Origin of the sequence: Polaromonas sp. CG_9.7 (genome assembly GCF_015752205.1) — a bacterium.
Taxonomy (GTDB): Bacteria; Pseudomonadota; Gammaproteobacteria; order Burkholderiales; family Burkholderiaceae_C; genus Polaromonas.
This window is the reverse complement of the sequence record NZ_JADOVG010000017.1, coordinates 1-17,784: the sequence shown is the minus strand read 5'-3', so window position 1 is coordinate 17,784 and position 17,784 is coordinate 1. Positions and strand designations below refer to the sequence as shown.

General features: G+C 62.9%; 13 protein-coding genes. 3 read left to right on the top strand and 10 right to left on the bottom strand.

Going from position 1 to position 17,784, the window contains the following annotated elements:
- Positions 1 to 163: 163 nt before the first annotated feature.
- Positions 164 to 2,794, top strand: a complete 2,631-nt coding sequence (locus IWX87_RS15495) for a CHASE domain-containing protein (protein WP_231376558.1) — start codon at positions 164 to 166, stop codon at positions 2,792 to 2,794.
- A gap of 1 nt (position 2,795) precedes the next feature.
- On the opposite strand, the gene IWX87_RS15490 is transcribed toward IWX87_RS15495, so the two are convergent.
- The 4 genes from IWX87_RS15490 to cphA (IWX87_RS15475) form a co-directional block, all read right to left on the bottom strand.
- Positions 2,796 to 3,239 (bottom strand): hypothetical protein, encoded by a 444-nt coding sequence (locus tag IWX87_RS15490; RefSeq protein ID WP_196864434.1) that lies wholly within the window; start codon positions 3,237 to 3,239, stop codon positions 2,796 to 2,798.
- A 171-nt stretch (positions 3,240 to 3,410) separates the two neighbouring features.
- Positions 3,411 to 4,241: an urease accessory protein UreD gene (locus IWX87_RS15485; RefSeq protein WP_196864433.1), complete on the bottom strand. Its 831-nt coding sequence runs from the start codon at positions 4,239 to 4,241 to the stop codon at positions 3,411 to 3,413.
- Positions 4,242 to 4,421: 180 nt separating this feature from the next.
- The gene (gene cphA, locus IWX87_RS15480) at positions 4,422 to 7,013 is read right to left on the bottom strand and encodes a cyanophycin synthetase (protein ID WP_196864432.1); all 2,592 of its coding nucleotides are present in this window, start codon (positions 7,011 to 7,013) and stop codon (positions 4,422 to 4,424) included.
- Positions 7,013 to 9,247 carry a cyanophycin synthetase gene (gene cphA, locus IWX87_RS15475; protein WP_196864431.1) on the bottom strand — a complete coding sequence of 745 codons (2,235 nt, stop codon included), beginning with the start codon at positions 9,245 to 9,247 and terminating at the stop codon, positions 7,013 to 7,015. Before cphA (IWX87_RS15475) ends, cphA (IWX87_RS15480) begins: the two co-directional genes overlap by 1 nt.
- Before the next feature lie 311 nt (positions 9,248 to 9,558).
- Here cphA (IWX87_RS15475) and IWX87_RS15470 point away from each other — a divergent pair, with 311 nt between their 5' ends.
- Complete coding sequence (locus IWX87_RS15470; RefSeq protein ID WP_196864430.1) at positions 9,559 to 11,955, top strand: ABC transporter ATP-binding protein; 2,397 nt, start codon at positions 9,559 to 9,561, stop codon at positions 11,953 to 11,955.
- On the top strand, positions 11,952 to 12,452 hold the full coding sequence (locus tag IWX87_RS15465) for a DUF1854 domain-containing protein (protein WP_231374846.1): 501 nt from the start codon (positions 11,952 to 11,954) through the stop codon (positions 12,450 to 12,452). The genes IWX87_RS15470 and IWX87_RS15465 overlap by 4 nt, the downstream gene beginning before the upstream one ends.
- 92 nt (positions 12,453 to 12,544) lie before the next feature.
- Here IWX87_RS15465 and IWX87_RS15460 read toward each other — a convergent pair whose 3' ends face one another.
- From IWX87_RS15460 to IWX87_RS15435, 6 genes are all read right to left on the bottom strand, one after another.
- Positions 12,545 to 13,048, bottom strand: coding sequence for a hypothetical protein (locus IWX87_RS15460; RefSeq protein ID WP_196864428.1), 504 nt, complete (start codon positions 13,046 to 13,048; stop codon positions 12,545 to 12,547).
- Positions 13,049 to 13,287: 239 nt separating this feature from the next.
- On the bottom strand, positions 13,288 to 14,964 hold the full coding sequence (locus IWX87_RS15455) for a cation acetate symporter (protein ID WP_196864427.1): 1,677 nt from the start codon (positions 14,962 to 14,964) through the stop codon (positions 13,288 to 13,290).
- Positions 14,961 to 15,278, bottom strand: a complete 318-nt coding sequence (locus tag IWX87_RS15450; protein ID WP_196864426.1) for a DUF485 domain-containing protein — start codon at positions 15,276 to 15,278, stop codon at positions 14,961 to 14,963. The genes IWX87_RS15455 and IWX87_RS15450 overlap by 4 nt, the downstream gene beginning before the upstream one ends.
- A 57-nt stretch (positions 15,279 to 15,335) precedes the next feature.
- Positions 15,336 to 17,117, bottom strand: a complete 1,782-nt coding sequence (locus tag IWX87_RS15445; protein WP_196864425.1) for an acyl-CoA dehydrogenase — start codon at positions 17,115 to 17,117, stop codon at positions 15,336 to 15,338.
- Between the two features lie 37 nt (positions 17,118 to 17,154).
- On the bottom strand, positions 17,155 to 17,640 hold the full coding sequence (locus IWX87_RS15440; protein ID WP_196864424.1) for a MaoC family dehydratase: 486 nt from the start codon (positions 17,638 to 17,640) through the stop codon (positions 17,155 to 17,157).
- A 49-nt stretch (positions 17,641 to 17,689) separates the two neighbouring features.
- On the bottom strand, positions 17,690 to 17,784 hold a 95-nt coding region (locus IWX87_RS15435; protein ID WP_139347019.1), incomplete at its 5' end, for a 4Fe-4S dicluster domain-containing protein.

The following is a 17,784-nucleotide window of genomic DNA, read 5'->3' as shown; positions in this document are numbered from 1 at the left end:
GACACGGCAATTGCCTGTTCCTGATGGGCGCGCTGCGCTTTGCCTGAGCTGACAGCCACAAGCCGCACGGTTTTGCCTGTCTTGCGACAGGAAAAAACTCTGGACAGCTGGGGGATACTATCGGGCTATTTCCACAGGGCGCGTCAACCACGCGCTCGATTCGATGAACGTTTTTCACTCTTACCTGTCCACTGACGAAAACAGCTCCGACGCCAATACACGTATGACGCGTCTGACCACGGCACTGGTGCTGGTCGTCGGCTTGGGCATCACTGCGGCGGTCTTGGCTTGGCAGCATCAAGACCTTCAAACACGGGCCAGGAACCTCTTTAAGCAGCAGGTTGAACGCACCGAAGTGGACGTCAAACACCACCTCAACCTGCCTTTTACCGGACTGAAAGGGGCTGCGGGCGTTTATGCCGCCAGCGTTTCGGTGGAACGGGCCGAGTTTCGTGCCTTTGTCGAGTCGAGCAATGTCAGCCTGGAATACCCTGGAATTCGCGGCTTTGGCTTTATCGAACGGGTCAACTCCAGCGCTGTGGATGCTTTTGTGGCAGCGCAAAGGCGCGATGGCAGCCCCGCGTTTACGGTGAAAAACCGGGGCACTGCGTCAGAGCTGTACGTCATCAAGTTTATGGAGCCTGCCGTGCCCAACCAGGCCGCGCTGGGACTCAATCTTGCTGACGACCCGGTCCGGATGCAGGCGATCGAGCGCGCCATCACGACCGGCGAGGCAACGCTCAGCGGGCGCATGCAGCTGGCCCAGGATGAGCGTCAGCGACCTGCCTTTGTATTTCACCTGCCGATCTACCGGGCGGGATTGCAGCTCGCCACGGTGGAGCAGCGACGAGCCGAATTGCTGGGCATTCTGGTTGCGCCTGTGGTGGTGGACGAAATAATGGCCGAGGTCGCTGCCGGAATGGGGGGGCAGACCCGCCTGGCGATCTATGACAGCATGGATGATTTGGGCGCAACGCCAGACAAGCTGTTGTTTGAACTCGGCGGAATTCCCCGCCTAGCAAAGGACGCCAGGCCAATGTTCGAGACCTCGCGCGTCGTGCTGGTCGGAGGGCGGCCGCTGACGCTGCGCATGGGCACCACGACAGCTTTTGAAGCCCGGCAGGGCAGGCTGGCGCCTTGGCTGGTAGGCATGTCAGGCAGCTTGCTGAGCGGCCTTCTGGCCTTGATCATCTGGTTGCTGGGCAGCGGCCGCGCGCGCGCCTTGGCGCTGGCGCAGCGGATGACGGCCGATCTGGCGCTTGAACGCCAGCGCCTTCACAACATTGTGGAAGGAACCAATGTGGGAACATGGGTGTGGCATGTGCAGACCGGCAAGCTTCAGATTGATGAGCGCTGGGCAGCGATGATGGGGTATGACCTGGCGCAGCTGGGCCCTCAGTACATCAGAGACTGGATCAAGCGCGTCCATCCTGACGAGGTGAAAGCGTTGATAGCGGCGCTGAAACGGCATTTTCGGGGAGAGAGCCAGTATTTTGAATGTGAACACCGGATACGCCATCGCGACGGCCGCTGGATATGGGTGCTGGCCCGGGGAAAGGTGTCAACCCGGACCTTGGCAGGCAAGCCGGAGCAGATGTCCGGAATGCATATGGATATTTCAGACCGGCAAGCCGCCCAGCTGGCGCTTCGCACCAGCGAAGAAAACTTTCGCCAGTTGTTTGAAAGCAGCCTTCACGGCATTTTGCAGGCCATGCCGAACGGCTCGATCCAGTATGCCAATCCTGCGGCGTGCAAGCTTTTCCGGCTGACGCAGGATGAGATCCGGCAGCGCGGCCGGGCGGGCTTGGTGGACCGCCATGACTCGCGTTTTCATATCCTGGTTGCGCAGGCGATGCTGTCGGGTTATGCCAGGGGCGAGGTCAACATGCACCGGGGCGATGGCTCACAGTTTGAATGTGAACTGTCGTTGAGCAATTACCTGTCGCCCGGCGGCCAGCCTTGCAGCAACCTGTTTTTGCGTGACGTGACCAAGCGCAAACGGGCCGAGGCCGAGATCAACAACCTCAATACAAAACTTGAAGACAAGGTCAGGCAGCGCACTGCCGAACTGGAAGCTGCCAACAAGGAACTGGAGGCTTTCTCATACTCCGTGGCGCACGATTTGCGGGCACCGTTGCGCTCGATCGACGGCTTTAGCCATCTGCTTGAAAAGTCCATTGCCCTCGGGACAGCCGAACGAGCCAAGCATTACCTGCACCGCATTCGCGCCGGTGTGAGGCAAATGGACGAACTGACCGATGGCCTGTTGTCGCTGGCCCACGTGTCGCGAACCAGCCTGAAAAGCGAAACCGTCAACCTGGGCGCGATGGCGGCAGCGGTGCTGCAAGCCTGCAGTGAGCGGGACAATGGCCGTGTGGTGAAAGTCAATGTGCAGTCTGGTCTGATGGCGGTGGGCGACCGTGCGTTGCTGCGTCAGGTGATGGAAAACCTGATCGGAAATGCCTGGAAATTCACGGTCAACACGGCCGGGGCGGAAATCTGGATGGGCTATTTGCCCGAAGACGGTGCAGGCATGAAAACGTTCTATGTCCGTGACAACGGGGCCGGTTTTGACATGGCCTATGCCGAAAAGCTTTTCGGTACTTTCCAGCGCCTGCATTCGCCCGGAGAATTTTCAGGCACCGGTATAGGGCTGGCAACGACACACAGGATCGTTACCCGCCACGGTGGCCGCATCTGGGCACAGGGCGCGGTGGGCGAGGGCGCTGCGTTTTTCTTCAGTCTTCCGGTTGCCGTGGTTGCCGTGGCTACCATGGTTAAAGGCGTTTCCTAGCTTACTTCGGCACGGCAGGCACCACGGTCTCGCTCCGGCGCATCACGCCGCCGCTGGCCACACTGCCATCGACTTGCGCCTGCGCTTCGACACGCGCACGGCAGTCGGCCAAGTCCCGGCTTTCCTTGAAGACATCGCAGCGCTTCATGGCGTTGGCGCTGTAGTCGCCGCCATTGTGCAGCGTGCCCGCGCGTTTTTCTGCGCTTGCATTACGCACTTCCCGGAGGCAGGCGTCCCGGTCTTGCTGGGTCGTGCCACTGTTGCAAGTGGCCAGTTCACTTTTGGCCTTGCCCGAGGCATCCAGGCCGGTGGCGTCCAGCGGCGTCACCTGTGCGTTGGCTGCAGACATGACGATCAGGGTGGTGAGTCCGAAATAGCGAGCACCCCGGCCCATGCGTTTGACGTTCGAATTCGCCATAGTAGGTAACTTGAGGGATGTGAACATGATCGGAGCTCCTGACAAAAATGAATGTCACCAGTGTGAAACCACCTGGCGTTGCACTCTGACAGGAAATGCGGCGGGCCGGATGCGTGCTATGCCGGAATCAGTTGTAGGACCTGTCTTTCAAAAAAATACACCGGCTTCTCCTTGAGCTTTGTGCCCGGTACGTATTGTCTACATGGACCAGATGCGTGGGGTGGACGCCGGCTGCTGCCAGAAGTGGCCGCGCCAGGCCTGCCAGACCTGCTTGAGCAATCCCATCGCCGGCTCAACCAGCGGCGCCAGCACCCTGACGACGACGACTTGCCCATCGGGGCTTGTGGCGCCTGCCGTGGCGCACAAGGCATGCGCTTCGATGACTTCCCGCGCCACGTCCAGCGCGGCCTGCCGGCGGTTTCGCTCCAGCTTGCTGCCGGCCACGAAGAAAATCGACGCCAGGCAGCGGTGGCCCGCCAGGCCCAGCGGACTGTTCAGCAGCAGCGTGTCGCTGGCGTTGATACGCGCGCGTTCCAGCCACACACCGGGCATTTCGATGTGCTGGCAAAAATGACCTTGCGCAAACGGCAGGTTGGCTGCGGGCAGGCCGAATGCCGTCACGTCCCAGCCGATCAGTTCGGCGCCGGGTGCGAGTTCCATCGTCAGGCGGTTTTCTGCCAGGCAGCCGCTGTAGCAGATCGCCTCCAGCGGCAGCCATTCCATGCGTGCGCCGGCCTGCAGCGACAACCGGGTGTGCTGCAGCGCGGCTTCGCCGGTGGAGCGGTAAAAACGCGTGGCGCCGGGCGTGGTGACCAGGCCGTGCGCGCCCGGACCGGCGCTGAAGGCCAGGTCCAGCGTGTCGCCGCCGACCAGTCCGCCGGGCGGGTGGACGATGACGTTGTGACAGATGCCGTCGCCCTCGGGGTACAGGCTTTGCAGGATGCGCAGCGGGCCGCTGTGGCGAAAATGGGCGACGGTTTTTTCAGCCTGTCGGCTGTAGTCGAGTGCCAGCGTTGCGTTCCATGTCATCGCCGAAGTTTAACGCGGCAGTTGACTGAAAGATTTGTAGTTTGCTATTTAATAAATAGCTGCTAACGCCCGTGCATTGTGCGCAAACGACCTATTTGACTAAAAATTGGACCGGCGGCTTGTGGCGGCGCTGGCCGTGATTCGAGGGCCGGCTTGCACCTGCTGCTGCCGGCCCGGGCTTCAGGAACGCGCCAGCAATTTGTCTTTTGCCTCGCTGATGCGCAGCGCCAAGTGGTCCAGTGCTTCCTGCACCTGGTCGACCAGGATCAGGCACAGGTCGCCCGGCTGCAGGCGGGACAGCGCCTCGTCGATGGCTGCAAACTCGCCGCGCACTTCGTCAATGCGTGACGTGCGGCTGGCGCCCTGCAAGCCGCCCCGCAGCAGCGCCATCACCTCGCCGTCGGCCCGGCCGCGCTGGGCGGCGTCTTGGTAGAGGATCACGTCGTCGAATGCGGCGCCCAGAATGACCGTCTGATCGGTGATGTCGCTGTCGCGCCGGTCGCCTGCGCCGCTGATGACCACGCTGCGACGCTGCGCCGGCATGGCATTCACAGCGGCCACCAATGCATGCATGGCGTCGGGGTTGTGGCCATAGTCGGCGATCACGGTAGCACCGGCGTAGTCCATCACGTTGAAGCGGCCCGGCGCATTGTGCGTGTCGGTGACGAAGCTGGCCAGGCCGCTTTTGATCGTGTCCCAGCTCAGGTTGACCGCCCAGGCCGCCGCCACGGCCGCCATGGCGTTCTCGACCTGAAAGCCGATGGTGCCTCCGCGCGTCACAGGAATGCCTTGCAGCGCAATGCGCTCGACGCGCGAGCCTTCGGCGGCCACCAGCATCGGGCCGTCGACAAACACCGTGCGCTTGCCCTGCGCCCGGTGCGTCGCCATCAGCGGATGGTGGCGGTCGGTGGCAAAAAAGATCACCTTGCCGGGGCAGGCCCTGGCCATCCCGGTGACGATGGCGTCGGCCGCGTTGAGCACCGCGTAACCGGTGGGCGCGACGTTCTGCACGATCACGCGCTTGAGCACCGCCAGGTCTTCCACCGTGGTGATGTAGTTCAGCCCGAGGTGGTCGCCGCTGCCGATGTTGGTGACCACGGCGACTTCGCAGCGGTCAAAGCCCAGGCCTTCGCGCAGCACGCCGCCGCGCGCGACTTCAAACACGGCAGCGTCCACGTCCGGGTGCATCAAGACGTTGCGTGCGCTTTTCGGGCCGCTGCAGTCGCCGCTGTCGGTTTGCCGGCCGTTGATGTACACGCCGTCGGTGTTGGTCATGCCGGTGCGCAGGCCATGCGCGGCCAGCAGGTGGGCAATCAGGCGCGTGGTGGTGGTCTTGCCGTTGGTGCCGGTCACCGCAATCACCGGAATGCGGCCGTTGTCGCCGGCCGGAAACAGCTCGTCGATCATGGCGGCTCCCACCGCGCGGCCCTTGCCGTAAGACGGCGAGATGTGCATGCGCAGGCCGGGTGCGGCATTGACCTCGACCACACCGCCGTTTTGCGCTTCCAGCGGCAGCAGCATGCTCTCGCACACCACATCGACGCCGCAGATGTGCAGGCCGATCATCTGCGCGGCCGCCACGGCGCGGGCGGCAACCTCGGGGTGCACTTCGTCGGTCACATCGGTGGCGGTGCCGCCGGTGCTCAGGTTGGCGTTGTTGCGCAGGATCACACGCTGGCCCTTGGCTGGGATCGATTCAGGGCTCAGGCCCTGAACATCAAGCCGGGCCACAGCGATCTCGTCAAAGCGGATCTTGGTCAGCGAGGTGGCATGGCCTTCGCCGCGGCGGGGGTCCTGGTTGACGGTATCGACCAGCGCGCGCACGGTGTTCAGGCCGTCACCGACCACCTGTGGCGGTTCGCGCCGGGCGGCGGCGACCAGCCTGTCGCCAACGACCAGCAGGCGAAAGTCGCAGCCCGGCAAAAAGCGCTCGACCATGACCTCGCCATGCTCGGCGGCGGCGCGGTAGGCGATGCCCAGGTGCTCGCGGGTTGTGACGTTGACCGTTACACCCTTGCCCTGGTTGCCATCCTGCGGCTTGAGCACCACTGGCAGGCCGATTTCCAGGGCTGCTGCCCAGGCGTCGTCCGCGTCGCGGGCCGGCCGGCCCAACGGCACGGGAACGCCAGCGGCACGCAGCAGTTTTTTGGTCAGGTCCTTGTCCTGCGCAATCGACTCAGCCACGGCGCTGGTGCTGTCGAGTTCGGCGGCCTGGATGCGGCGCTGGCGCGAACCCCAGCCAAATTGCACCATGCTGCCCTTGGTCAGGCGGCGAAAGGGAATGTCGCGAGCCAGGGCCGCATCGACAATCGCGCCGGTGCTCGGGCCCATGCGCTCGTCTTCATCCAGATCGCGCAAGCGGTCGATGGCGGCCTGCACGTCAAAAGAGCCGTCGTGCAGGGCGGCATGTACCAGTGCCTGAGCCAGCTCGAAGGCCAGGCGGCCCACCGCTTCTTCGCTGTACTCAACCACGACCTGGTAAATACCGGCTTCCAGCGTGGCAGACGTGCGGCTGAAGGTGACCGGGCAGCGGGCATAGGCTTGCAACTCGAACGCCACCGCTTCCAGCACATGAGCCAGCGAAACCGGACCGGCCGGGCCGCTGTCGCGCAGAATGCCGATGTCCGGAAACAGTGCCCGAATGCGGGACTCGAAACCCGTCAGGTTGTCGATGGAACTCTCGTCGGGGCTGCAAGTGACGATGGCCTCGAGGGCGGTGCGCCGGCTCCAGAGGTTGGGGCCGCGCAGGGCCCGGATGCGGGAAACTTCCATCAGGCGGTCTTTCCGGCAGGTAGTGGGTTGGATTCAAAAGCCTCGATGCCCGCGCCAATCAGGTTGAGCGGAATATCGAGTGCCCAGGCAGTGGCGACAGCGGCAAGCAGCGACGGCTCGGCGATGCCGCTTTTTGCATGGCGCGCGCACCAGGCACTGAGTTTGTGCAAGCCGGGCAAAAAGGACTCGGCCCCGCCGGTGGCCAGCACCACCTGGTTTTGCCGTATGTACACCGCCCGGCCATTGCTGGCGCGGTGCGCAGCGAGGGCTGCTGCCTGCGGGTCGGTGCTGTAGAAAATCACTTCGCCATCGCACAGTGACTGCATCTCCACCACGCCGGCATCGGCGGCATTGAGCACCGCTGCGCCGTCCGGGAGCACCACATCGACCTGTGAGCGAATGACCTTGACCATCTGGGCGTCGTCAAAAATATCGAATTCTGCCAGTTCGGCAGTGCCGCCCAGGTCGGTGACCACGCCAACCTGGCAGCGGTCATAGGCCAGCCCGGTGCGCAAAATGGTGTCGGCGCCGTTTTCAAACACCGCCGCTTGAACCGCCCGGTTGATCAGCAGGCGTTGGCCCGCTTCCCAGTTCGTGCTGTCAGCGCTTTCCACGCGGCGCTGGTCCAGGAACAGGCCGTCCCGGCAGGCCAGGCCGGTGTAGCGGCCCGACAGGTGCAACAGCCACGCCACCAGCCGCGCAATGTGCTGCGTGCCTTGCTGCCCGGCAATGCCGACGATGGGAATGCGGCCGTTGCTTTCCTGGATGCGGTAGCCCGGCGTTTCAACATGGCGCGCAAACAGGTGGTCGCAGATGTCGCGGCCCACGGGTCGGGGCGCGCCCTGCGCAGGCTTGAGGTGCATCAGCAGGCCGGGGCCGGCATTGACCTCGACAATCGCGCCACCCTGGCTGTGCAGCGGACGCGAGATGTCCTGCGCCACCACGTCGATGCCGGCAATGTCCAGACCCACCACGCGGGCGGCCAGGGAGACGATGTAGTCCACGTCAGGGTGAACGTCGTCGGTGCAGTCGATGGACACATTGCCGTTGCGCTGGATCAGCACCTCGCGGCCGGCTGCGGGAACGGCTTTGGGCGTCAAGCCCTGGCGTTGCAGTTCGAGCACGATGGCGCCATCGATGTCGGTGTCAATGCGACTGAGCGGAAAATCTTCACCCAGGCCGCGCCGGGGGTCGGTGTTGATCTGTTCGTCGATCAGTTGCCTGACCGTCTGTTTGCCGTCGCCGGTGATCATCGCGACTTCTCCCCGCGCGGCGGCCACCACGCGCCCGCCCACGACCAGCAGGCGGTGTTCGTGGCCGCGTACATAGCGCTCGACCATCACATCGCTGCCTTCGGGTTCGGCGATGGCAAAGGCCGCCTCGACCTGTTCGCGGGTGTTCAGGTCCAGCGACACGCCCCGGCCGTGGTTGGCGTCCGACGGCTTGACGACCACCGGCAGGCCAATGTCCTGCGCCGCATCCCAGGCTTCTTCGGCGCTGTTGACGACGGCGCCTTCTGGCACCGGCACGCCGCAGCTGGCCAGCAGGCTTTTGGTCAGGTCCTTGTCATGGGCAATGCTTTCGCCAATGGCGCTGGTCAGATCGGTCTCGGCCGTCCAGATGCGCCGCTGGCTGGCGCCATAGCCCAGTTGCACCAGGTTGCCGTCGTTCAGGCGGATGTGCGGAATGCCCCGGTCAGTCGCCGCCGCCACGATGGCTGCGGTGCTGGGGCCGAGGTAGCTGTTTTCAATCTGGTCGCGAATGGCCTGCACGGCTTGCCCGACACCGGCTGCGCCATAAGGCTCGTCATTGATGGCGGCCATCAGCAGACGGTGGCCCTCTGCCAGTGCGGTGCGGGCAACCTGTTCATTGCGTGCCCGGAACACCATGCGGTACACGCCGTGCTTCGACGTGCTGCGCGTCTGGCCAAAGCCGGTCGGCATGTCGGCCAGATTGAGCAGCTCGATCACCACATGCTCCAGCACATGGCCGGTCCAAGTGCCTTCGTTCAGGCGCTGCAGAAAGCCGCCGCGCTCGCCAACGCCGCAGTGGTGCTCCATCAGCGCTGGCAGCAGGCCCAGCAAGCGGTCATTGAAGCCGGGCAGCAGGTTGCTCGGAAAATCTTCCAGAACGCCCAGGTCCAGCCACACTTCCAGCACTGGCCGATAGGTCCAGATGTTGGGTCCGCGCAGGTAGTGGATGCGCAGCAGTTTGATATCGTCCAGTTTGCTCATGGTTGACAAATTTATTAGGGTCAACCGGCTTGGCCGGTGCGACGTTTTGATTCCGGTCCGGCGACATGCCGGCCAGGGTTGGAAGAAAAAATTGTGATGAATGGGTCAAGCCCATTGTGCCGCTTTACGAATTGGGCACTGCAGGGTCGGGGGCTGCCACCGATTTCTGGAGGTTAACCTCACAGGCCAGCCAGCCGCTTGGGCGAAAATCCAGGTTTTGGCTACCCTTGGCACTCCGCCCGTACAACTGACGGGGTGTTGGAACCGCCGCCGGCAACACGGTCATGACCGGTAAATGAATTCGAGACAACATGCAAAATCAGCACCCTGTGGAAGATTCCAGCTCCGACGCCCCGGCACTTGCAGGGCTGGCATCACAGCTGGCAACCCAAGAGAACGTTTTGTGTACCCTGCTGGTTGACCTGGACCCGTCGCTGCATTTTGCTGCCGGCGCGCTGGTCCTGACAGATCGCCGCCTGCTGTCGCGCAATGCAGCCGGCAAATGGTCCAGCCTGTTTATGCAGAACCATGACGACGAGCCCATTCAAAAGCTCGATTTGCGACACTTCGACCATGCCGGTGTTGCAACGCTGGAACTGCACAACGTCCAGGGCGAGCCTTCGCGGCGCCTGGCCATCTGGCGCTTCACCCTGGGCGCGAATCCACAAGCGCTGCGCATGGTGCGTCTGTTTGGACAGCAGCAGGCCCAGCGACAGGCCAGCGCAGCCCGGCTCAAGGCGATTGAGGCGGACCGTCCTGCGCAGGAGATTCCTCTGTGCCCCGAATGCGATACGCCGTTGCCGCCTGACACCGACGAGTGCCCGGCGTGCGCCCGCGAAGTCCACACGCCGCCCTCGACCTGGGTGTTGCTGCGGCTGTGGCGTTTTGCCCGGCCCTACCGCTGGCAGCTGCTGTCGGGTTTTTTGCTGACGCTGGCGTCGACCGCCGCCACGCTGGTGCCGCCGTATCTCACGATTCCGCTGATGGACGACATCCTGATCCCGTACCAGAACGGCCAGCAGATCGAACCCGGCAAGGTCGGGTTGATCCTGGGGGCGCTGCTGGCCGCCGCACTGCTGGGCTGGGCGCTGAACTGGGCGCGCACCTACCTGCTGGCGCTGGTGTCCGAGCGCATCGGCGCCGACCTCCGAACCGCTACGTTCGACCACTTGCTGGAGCTGTCGCTGGACTATTTTGGCGCCAAGCGCACCGGCGACCTGATGTCGCGCATCGGCTCTGAAACCGACCGCATCTGCGTGTTTTTGTCGCTGCACGCGCTGGACTTTGCCACCGACGTGCTGATGATCGGCATGACCGCCGCCATCCTTTTTTCCATCAACCCTTGGCTGGCGCTGGCGACCTTGCTGCCGCTGCCCTTTATCGGCTGGATGATCCATGTGGTGCGCGACAAGCTGCGCACCGGTTTTGAAAAGATCGACCGCGTCTGGTCGGATGTGACCAATGTACTGTCCGACACCATTCCCGGCATCCGGGTGGTCAAGGCGTTTGCCCAGGAAAAGCGCGAGGCCGAGCGCTTTCGGGTCGTCAACCAGCAGAACCTGGCGGTCAATGACCGGCTGAACAAGGTCTGGTCGCTGTTCACCCCCACGGTGTCGTTGTTGACCGAAATCGGCCTGCTGGTGGTTTGGGCCTTTGGCATCTGGCTGATGTCGAAGCAGCAGATCACCGTCGGCGTGCTGACCGCCTTCATCGCCTACATTGGCCGTTTCTATGGCCGGCTCGACTCGATGAGCCGCATCGTCTCGGTGACGCAAAAGGCGGCGGCCGGCGCCAAGCGCATCTTCGACATCCTGGACCATGTGTCCAACGTGCCGGAGCCCGCGCAGCCAGTGAAGATTGACAAACTGCAGGGCCGCATCGACATGAAGGGACTGGGCTTTCGCTACGGTAACCGGTCGGTGATTCGCGGGCTCGACCTGGAAATAAAGCCCGGCGAGATGATCGGCCTGGTCGGCCACAGCGGCTCGGGCAAAAGCACGCTGGTCAACCTGCTGTGCCGCTTTTATGACGTGACCGACGGCGGCATTCAGGTCGATGGCATTGACATCCGGCGCTTTGCCGTGGCCGACTACCGGCGCCACATCGGGCTGGTGCTGCAGGAACCTTTTCTGTTCTTCGGCACGATTGCCGAGAACATCGCCTACGGCAAGCCTGGCGCCAGCCGTGTCGAAATCGTCGCTGCCGCGCGCGCCGCGCATGCGCATGAATTCATCCTGCGGCTGCCGCAGGCCTACGACTCGCTGGTCGGCGAGCGCGGCCAGGGCTTGTCGGGCGGCGAACGCCAGCGCATCTCGATTGCGCGTGCGCTGCTGATCGACCCGCGCATCCTGATCCTCGACGAGGCCACCTCGTCGGTCGATACCGAGACCGAAAAGGAAATCCAGAAGGCGCTCGACAACCTGGTGCAGGGCCGCACGACGATTGCGATTGCGCACCGCCTTTCGACGCTGCGCAAAGCCGATCGGCTGGTGGTGATGGACCGGGGGCAGGTGGTTGAAGTTGGCCCGCACGACGAACTGATGGCCAGGCAAGGCCACTACTGGCGGCTGTACGAAGCGCAGTCGCGCCAGGTGGATGACAAGGGCGATGACAGCAGCGCGGCTGAAAGCCGCCGTGCCAGCAGTGTAGCCATTGCAATTTCCCAGCTGGAGCATACCGCCCAGCGTGCCGGCAACACCCCTTCATGAGCCAGGGACCGACCATGACCAATTTCACGTTCACCCCGCAATTCCAGCTCCACCGCGAAGCGTCAGGGCGGCTGTATTTTGTCGATGCCCAGGGCCAGACGCACACCGGCGTGGTGCCGGTGCGTGCCTTTCCGCTGGCTGCGCCTGAGGAAGGCATTTCACTGGTCAGCACGGAAGGCCATGAACTGGTCTGGATCGAGCAGCTGTCAGAGCTGCCAATCGCCGTGCGGCAGTTGCTGCACGAAGAACTCACGCTGCGCGATTTCGTGCCCGAGATCAAGCGGCTGGTGAGCGTGTCGTCGTTCGGCACCCCCAGCACCTGGACGGTGGAAACCGACCGGGGCAACACGGCCTTTGTGCTCAAGGGAGAAGAAGACATCCGCCGGCTGAAAAGTGGCGAACTGCTGATCGCCGCCAGCGAAGGCGTGCAGTACCGCATTGCCGACATGTCGGTGCTCGACAAGGCATCGCGCCGATTGCTGGAGCGGTTTTTATGATGGAATATGGCTTTTGCGCACACTGCATATATGCAATCAGCTATTGAATACGTAGCAAACCCGATGGTTTCGATGGGCTGCCTGCCAGGCCTTTACTGACGCGCGTTGTCCGGCGTGCGGATTCGGCTTTTAGGATCCCGGGCCAACTGTTCGCCAGTGACTGAAGAACTTTTTGGCCGGATTTTTTTCTTTTTTGCCGGTGACTTGCGAACCAACCGTTGTTTCGTGGACGGTTTTACCGCCATGGATGTTTCAGAAGGCGCCGCATTGGGCGAGGGCCTGACCGCGACAGACAGGCGATCCGGGTCGCTGCGCTGCGTCGTAACTTCTGGCTCGACATTGGTGTTGGGAAGGTAGGTCAGGTTGATTTGAGACCTGGCAGCCCGTCGCTCGACGTCGGTGAGCATGACTTCAAAAACCGCTATCTTTTGCTTGCGTTCGGTGATCTTGCTGCGAATTTCGCGAGACTGCGCCACCAGTGCGGCTTTGCCGGCCAAGGGGGCTGGCGTGGCAGTCTCTGCAGTTCTGGGTGACAAAGTCGGCGCGGCGCATCCGGACAAAAACAGGGCCCCCAGGATCACTGTCGTCTTCAGCATCTTCATGTCTTCCTTTGGTTGCCTTCTGCAGGCAACTATCGCTTGCCAGGCAGCAGATGGCAAGTAGTCTGCCGCTAGAGTCAACAGTAGGACGAGCTACAACAATGGATGAGATAACTTCCCGAACCGTGAAGCTTGGCCTGGGCGGTGCCTGCAAGCCGGGACGAACCGTCACCAATGTGGCGACGGCACAAAAAAAGCCCCGAACTTCGGGGCTTTTTAATTGTCTCAGGCGACTGTCAGTGGCTGACGGCACCGTCGGCGCCAAAGCCGGTCTGGGCGCGAACCCACTGGTCCGCATAGGCCAGACGCTCCTTGGCGGCGCGCGGGCTCTTGTCGGTGATGGAGAACATGTAACCCAGCAGGAAAGCCAAAGGCATGGCGAACAGGGCCGGCTGGTCGTACGGAAAAATGGCTGTTTCGTAGCCAAGCACAGTCACCCAGACGGACTTGGACAGCACCACCAGCACCACCGCAGCAATCAAGCCACCGTACCCGGCTGCCAGTGCGCCGCGCGTCGTCAGGTCTTTCCAGTACATCGACAAGAACAGCACCGGGAAATTGCCTGCCGCTGCAATGCCAAAGGCCAGCGCCGCCATGAAGGCTACGTTCTGCTTTTCAAAGGCAATGCCCAGCACCACGGCAATCAGGCCGATGCCGAAAGACGCCATTTTGGAAACCTTGATTTCCTGCGCTTCGGACACATTGCCTTTCTTGATCACGCGGGCATACAGGTCGTGCGAGATGGCCGACGCGCCGGCCAGTGCCAGGCCCGACACCACGGCCAGAATCGTCGCAAAAGCCACGGCCGCCAGGAAGCCGAGCAGCAAGTCGCCGCCCACGGCCTTGGCCAGGTGCATGGCCACCATGTTGCCGCCGCCGATGATCTTGCCGCCCACCGTGCCGCCTTCAAAGAAGTCAGGGTTGGTGCCGACGATGACGATGGAGCACAGGCCCATCAGCAAGATGACGTTGAAGAAGAAGCCGACGAATCCGGCGGCGTACAGCACCGACTTGCGCGCTTCCTTGGCGTTGTTCACGGTGAAAAAGCGCATCAGGATGTGCGGCAGTCCCGCCAGGCCGAACATCAGGCCGAGCGCCAGGGAAATGGCGTTGACCGGGTCCTGCAGCAGCTTGCCGGGGGCAAACAGCATGTCTTTCAGCTTGTGGACTTCAATGGTTTTCGCGGCCAGGGTGTTGAAGCTGAAGCCGAACTGCGAAAACGCCAGCACCGTGATGACCGTGCCGCCGAACAGCAGCAGGCAAGCCTTGATGATCTGCACCCAGGTGGTGGCGACCATGCCGCCGAAGGTCACGTACACGACCATCAGCGCGCCGACGACGATCACGGCGATGTGGTAGTCCAGGCCAAACAGCAGCTTGATCAGCTGGCCGGCGCCGACCATCTGCACGATCAGGTAAAAGCACACCACGGTGAGCGAGCCGATGGCCGCCATCGTGCGGACCTTGCCCTGGTCCAGCCGGTAGGACGTGATGTCGGCAAAGGTGAACTTGCCCAGGTTGCGCAGGCGTTCGGCCATCAGGAACAAGATGACGGGCCAGCCGACAAAAAACGCAATCATGAACAGGTAGCCGTCGTAGCCGTTGGTGAACACCAGGGCGGTCAGGCCCAGCAAGGTGGCTGCCGACATGTAGTCGCCGGCCATGGCCAGGCCATTTTGAAAGCCGGTGATGCCGCCGCCAGCGGTGTAGAAGTCCGATGCGGTCTTGGTGCGGCTGGCCGCCCAGTAGGTGATGCCCAGCGTCATGCCGACAAAGACGGCGAACATGATGATCGCCGGGACGTTGAGCGGCTGCTTTTGCGTGATTTCCACGGCACCGGCGGCTATTCCCGCACCACTGGCGCCCAGGGCCAGCAGGCCGGCGGCCAGTTTCAGAAAGATTTTTTGCATCATTTTTTTGCTTTCATGGATTCTTGCAACAGCGCTTCGGTCAGCGCGTCAAATTCCGAATTGGCACGGATCACGTAGTACGCCGTCAATGCCCAAAACAGGACGAATTCGAAAAGGCCAATCAATAGCCCGGTGGTCACAAAGCTGTCGCCCAGCCGGATCGCCAGCACCGACGGGTTGAAGGCCACCGTCAGGAACAACCCGAAAAACAGCACCAGGACGATGCCGGTGAGTGTCCAGGCCAGGCGCTCGCGCTTGCTGACCAGTTCCTTGAATTTCGGATTCGTTCGAATCCGGGCATACATTTCAGAGCTCATGCTTCATCCTCCATTTAAAAAAACAAACTTGTTAGGCTGCAGTCGCCTGCCGGGCATTCAGAACATGTCAACCGGCATGCGGTTTGTGGTCGGGCCGGACAGGCAGATGCTTTGGGCCAGGCCGGGCGCCTGTGTCAGCACCGATTCGGCGTAAAAGCGGGCGGTGACCAGCTTGGCGGTGAAAAACGCCGGGTCGCTGTCCATCTTGTCCTGGGCCACCATCAGTGCGCGCGCCATCTGCCAGCCGCACAGCACCACGCCGGCCAGTTTGAGGTAGTTCACCGCGCCGGCATACACCGTTTTCGGCTCGCTCCTGCCGTTGGCGACCATGAAGTCGATGGTCTTTTCAAGTGCCAGCCGGCCCTGGCGCAAGGCGTCAAGCATGGCGTTGCAGTCGTCGTTGTCGTGCGCGGCAAGGTCTTGTTCGGTGCTGGCGATCTGGTCGCACAGGGCCTTGGCCACGGCGCCCTTGTCGCGCAGCGTCTTGCGGCCGACGAGGTCGTTGGCCTGGATGGCGGTGGTGCCTTCGTAGATCGTCAGGATGCGGGCGTCGCGCAGGTATTGGGCGGCACCCGTTTCCTCGATGTAGCCCATGCCGCCATGCACCTGCACGCCCAGGCTGGCCATGTCGATGGACATTTCGGTGCAAAAGCCCTTGATGACCGGAACCAGGTACTCGTAAATCGCCTGGTTATGTGCACGGGTGGCGGGTTCTGCGGCATGGTGCGAAGCGTCGCTGGCGGCGGCTGCCACATAGGCCAGGGCCCGCCCGCCTTCGACATGCGCGCGCATGGTCAGCAGCATGCGCTTGACATCGGGGTGGTGGATGATGGCGACCGGGCCGCTTGACCCCGCCAGGTCGCGGCTCTGTGCGCGGTCATGCGCAAAGCGCACGGCTTTTTGATACGCCCGGTCGGCCATCGCGATGCCCTGCATGCCCACGGCAAAGCGGGCGGCGTTCATCATGATGAACATGTATTCGAGGCCGCGGTTTTCCTCGCCCACCAGGTAGCCGGCAGCGCCGCCATGGTCGCCGAACTGCAGCACGGCGGTCGGGCTGGCCTTGATGCCGAGCTTGTGCTCGATGCTCACGCAATGCACGTCGTTGCGCGCGCCCAGGCTGCCGTCGTCGCCGACCATGAACTTGGGCACGACGAACAGGCTGATGCCCTTGACGCCCTCGGGCGCGCCAGGAACGCGGGCCAGCACCAGGTGGACGATGTTCCCGGTCATGTCGTGCTCGCCGTAGGTGATGTAGATCTTGGTGCCGAACACCTTGTACGTGCCGTCTTCTTGCGGCTCGGCGCGCGAACGCACGGCGGCCAGGTCGGAGCCGGCTTGGGGCTCGGTCAGGTTCATGGTGCCGGTCCATTCGCCGCTGATGAGCCGGGCGGCAAACTTGCGCTTGAGCGCATCGCTGCCGGCCACCAGCAGCGCCTCGATGGCGCCGTCGGTCAGCATCGGGCACAGCGCGAACGACATGTTGGCCGCATGCAGCATCTCGGCGCAAGGCGTGGCGATCAGCTTCGGGAAGCCCTGGCCGCCGAATTCGGCCGGGTGGATCACGCCTTGCCAGCCGCCTTCGGCAAACTGCCTGAAGGCGTCCTTGAAGCCGGGTGTGGTGGTGACGACGCCGTCTTTCCAGCTGCTCGGCGTCTTGTCGCCTTCCCAGTTCAGCGGTGCGATGACGCTTTCGCAGAATTTGGCGGACTCTTCCAGCACTGCCTGGGCGGTGTCCAGGTCATAGTCTTCAAAGCCGGGCAGGGCGCTGACTTTGGGCAGGCCGGCGAGTTCCTGCATGGCGAACAGCATGTCTTTCAGGGGGGCTTGGTAGCTCATGGGGTACTTTCTGGTGGAAGGGTTGAACGTGTGGGGGTCAGGCGGTGGCATGAATGGCCGGGGCGGCCAGCAGGGCGGTGGCCTTGGCGGCACGCCGGACCGACGAATCAACTTTCACCAGCGCTTCGCCATCAATCACCACGACGCCCTTGACGCTGCAGGTGGTGTGCAACACCACGCGGCCCCGCTCGGCGATGACTTCGCGCACCTTGACGGTGGCATGCACGGTGTCGCCGGGCCGCACCGGCGCCAGGAACTTCAGGTGCTGGTCCATGTAGATGGCGCCCGGGCCGGGCAGGCGGTTGGCGACCGCCGCCGAGATCACGCTGGCCGACAGGAAACCGTGGGCGATGCGGCTTTTGAAGGGCGTCGTCGCCGCGTACTCTTCGTTGATGTGGATGGCGTTGCAGTCGCCCGACACGCCGGCAAACAGCACAATGTCGGCTTCGGTGATGGTCTTGGAAAAGACAGCCATCATGCCCACGCTCAGGTCTTCGATGTCGTAGCCGTTCAGGTCGTTCATGTCGGTGTCTCGTTTTGGTGATGGAAGGGTTGAAGGTTTCGAAAAGGCGTTACATGCCGCTGTAGTTCGGCCCGCCGCCGCCCTCGGGAGTGACCCAGACGATGTTTTGCGTCGGGTCCTTGATGTCGCATGTCTTGCAGTGCA

Bases quoted from the DNA above. Each gene is read 5' to 3' on its own strand.
- IWX87_RS15455 (WP_196864427.1), bottom strand. From the start codon at position 14,964: ATGATGCAAAAAATCTTTCTGAAACTGGCCGCCGGCCTGCTGGCCCTG.
- IWX87_RS15460 (WP_196864428.1), bottom strand. From the start codon at position 13,048: ATGCTGAAGACGACAGTGATCCTGGGGGCCCTGTTTTTGTCCGGATGC.
- IWX87_RS15485 (WP_196864433.1), bottom strand. From the start codon at position 4,241: ATGACATGGAACGCAACGCTGGCACTCGACTACAGCCGACAGGCTGAA.
- IWX87_RS15445 (WP_196864425.1), bottom strand. From the start codon at position 17,117: ATGAGCTACCAAGCCCCCCTGAAAGACATGCTGTTCGCCATGCAGGAA.
- IWX87_RS15450 (WP_196864426.1), bottom strand. From the start codon at position 15,278: ATGAGCTCTGAAATGTATGCCCGGATTCGAACGAATCCGAAATTCAAG.
- IWX87_RS15495 (WP_231376558.1), top strand. From the start codon at position 164: ATGAACGTTTTTCACTCTTACCTGTCCACTGACGAAAACAGCTCCGAC.
- IWX87_RS15470 (WP_196864430.1), top strand. From the start codon at position 9,559: ATGCAAAATCAGCACCCTGTGGAAGATTCCAGCTCCGACGCCCCGGCA.
- cphA (WP_196864431.1), bottom strand. From the start codon at position 9,247: ATGAGCAAACTGGACGATATCAAACTGCTGCGCATCCACTACCTGCGC.
- IWX87_RS15490 (WP_196864434.1), bottom strand. From the start codon at position 3,239: ATGTTCACATCCCTCAAGTTACCTACTATGGCGAATTCGAACGTCAAA.
- cphA (WP_196864432.1), bottom strand. From the start codon at position 7,013: ATGGAAGTTTCCCGCATCCGGGCCCTGCGCGGCCCCAACCTCTGGAGC.
- IWX87_RS15465 (WP_231374846.1), top strand. From the start codon at position 11,952: ATGAGCCAGGGACCGACCATGACCAATTTCACGTTCACCCCGCAATTC.
- IWX87_RS15440 (WP_196864424.1), bottom strand. From the start codon at position 17,640: ATGAACGACCTGAACGGCTACGACATCGAAGACCTGAGCGTGGGCATG.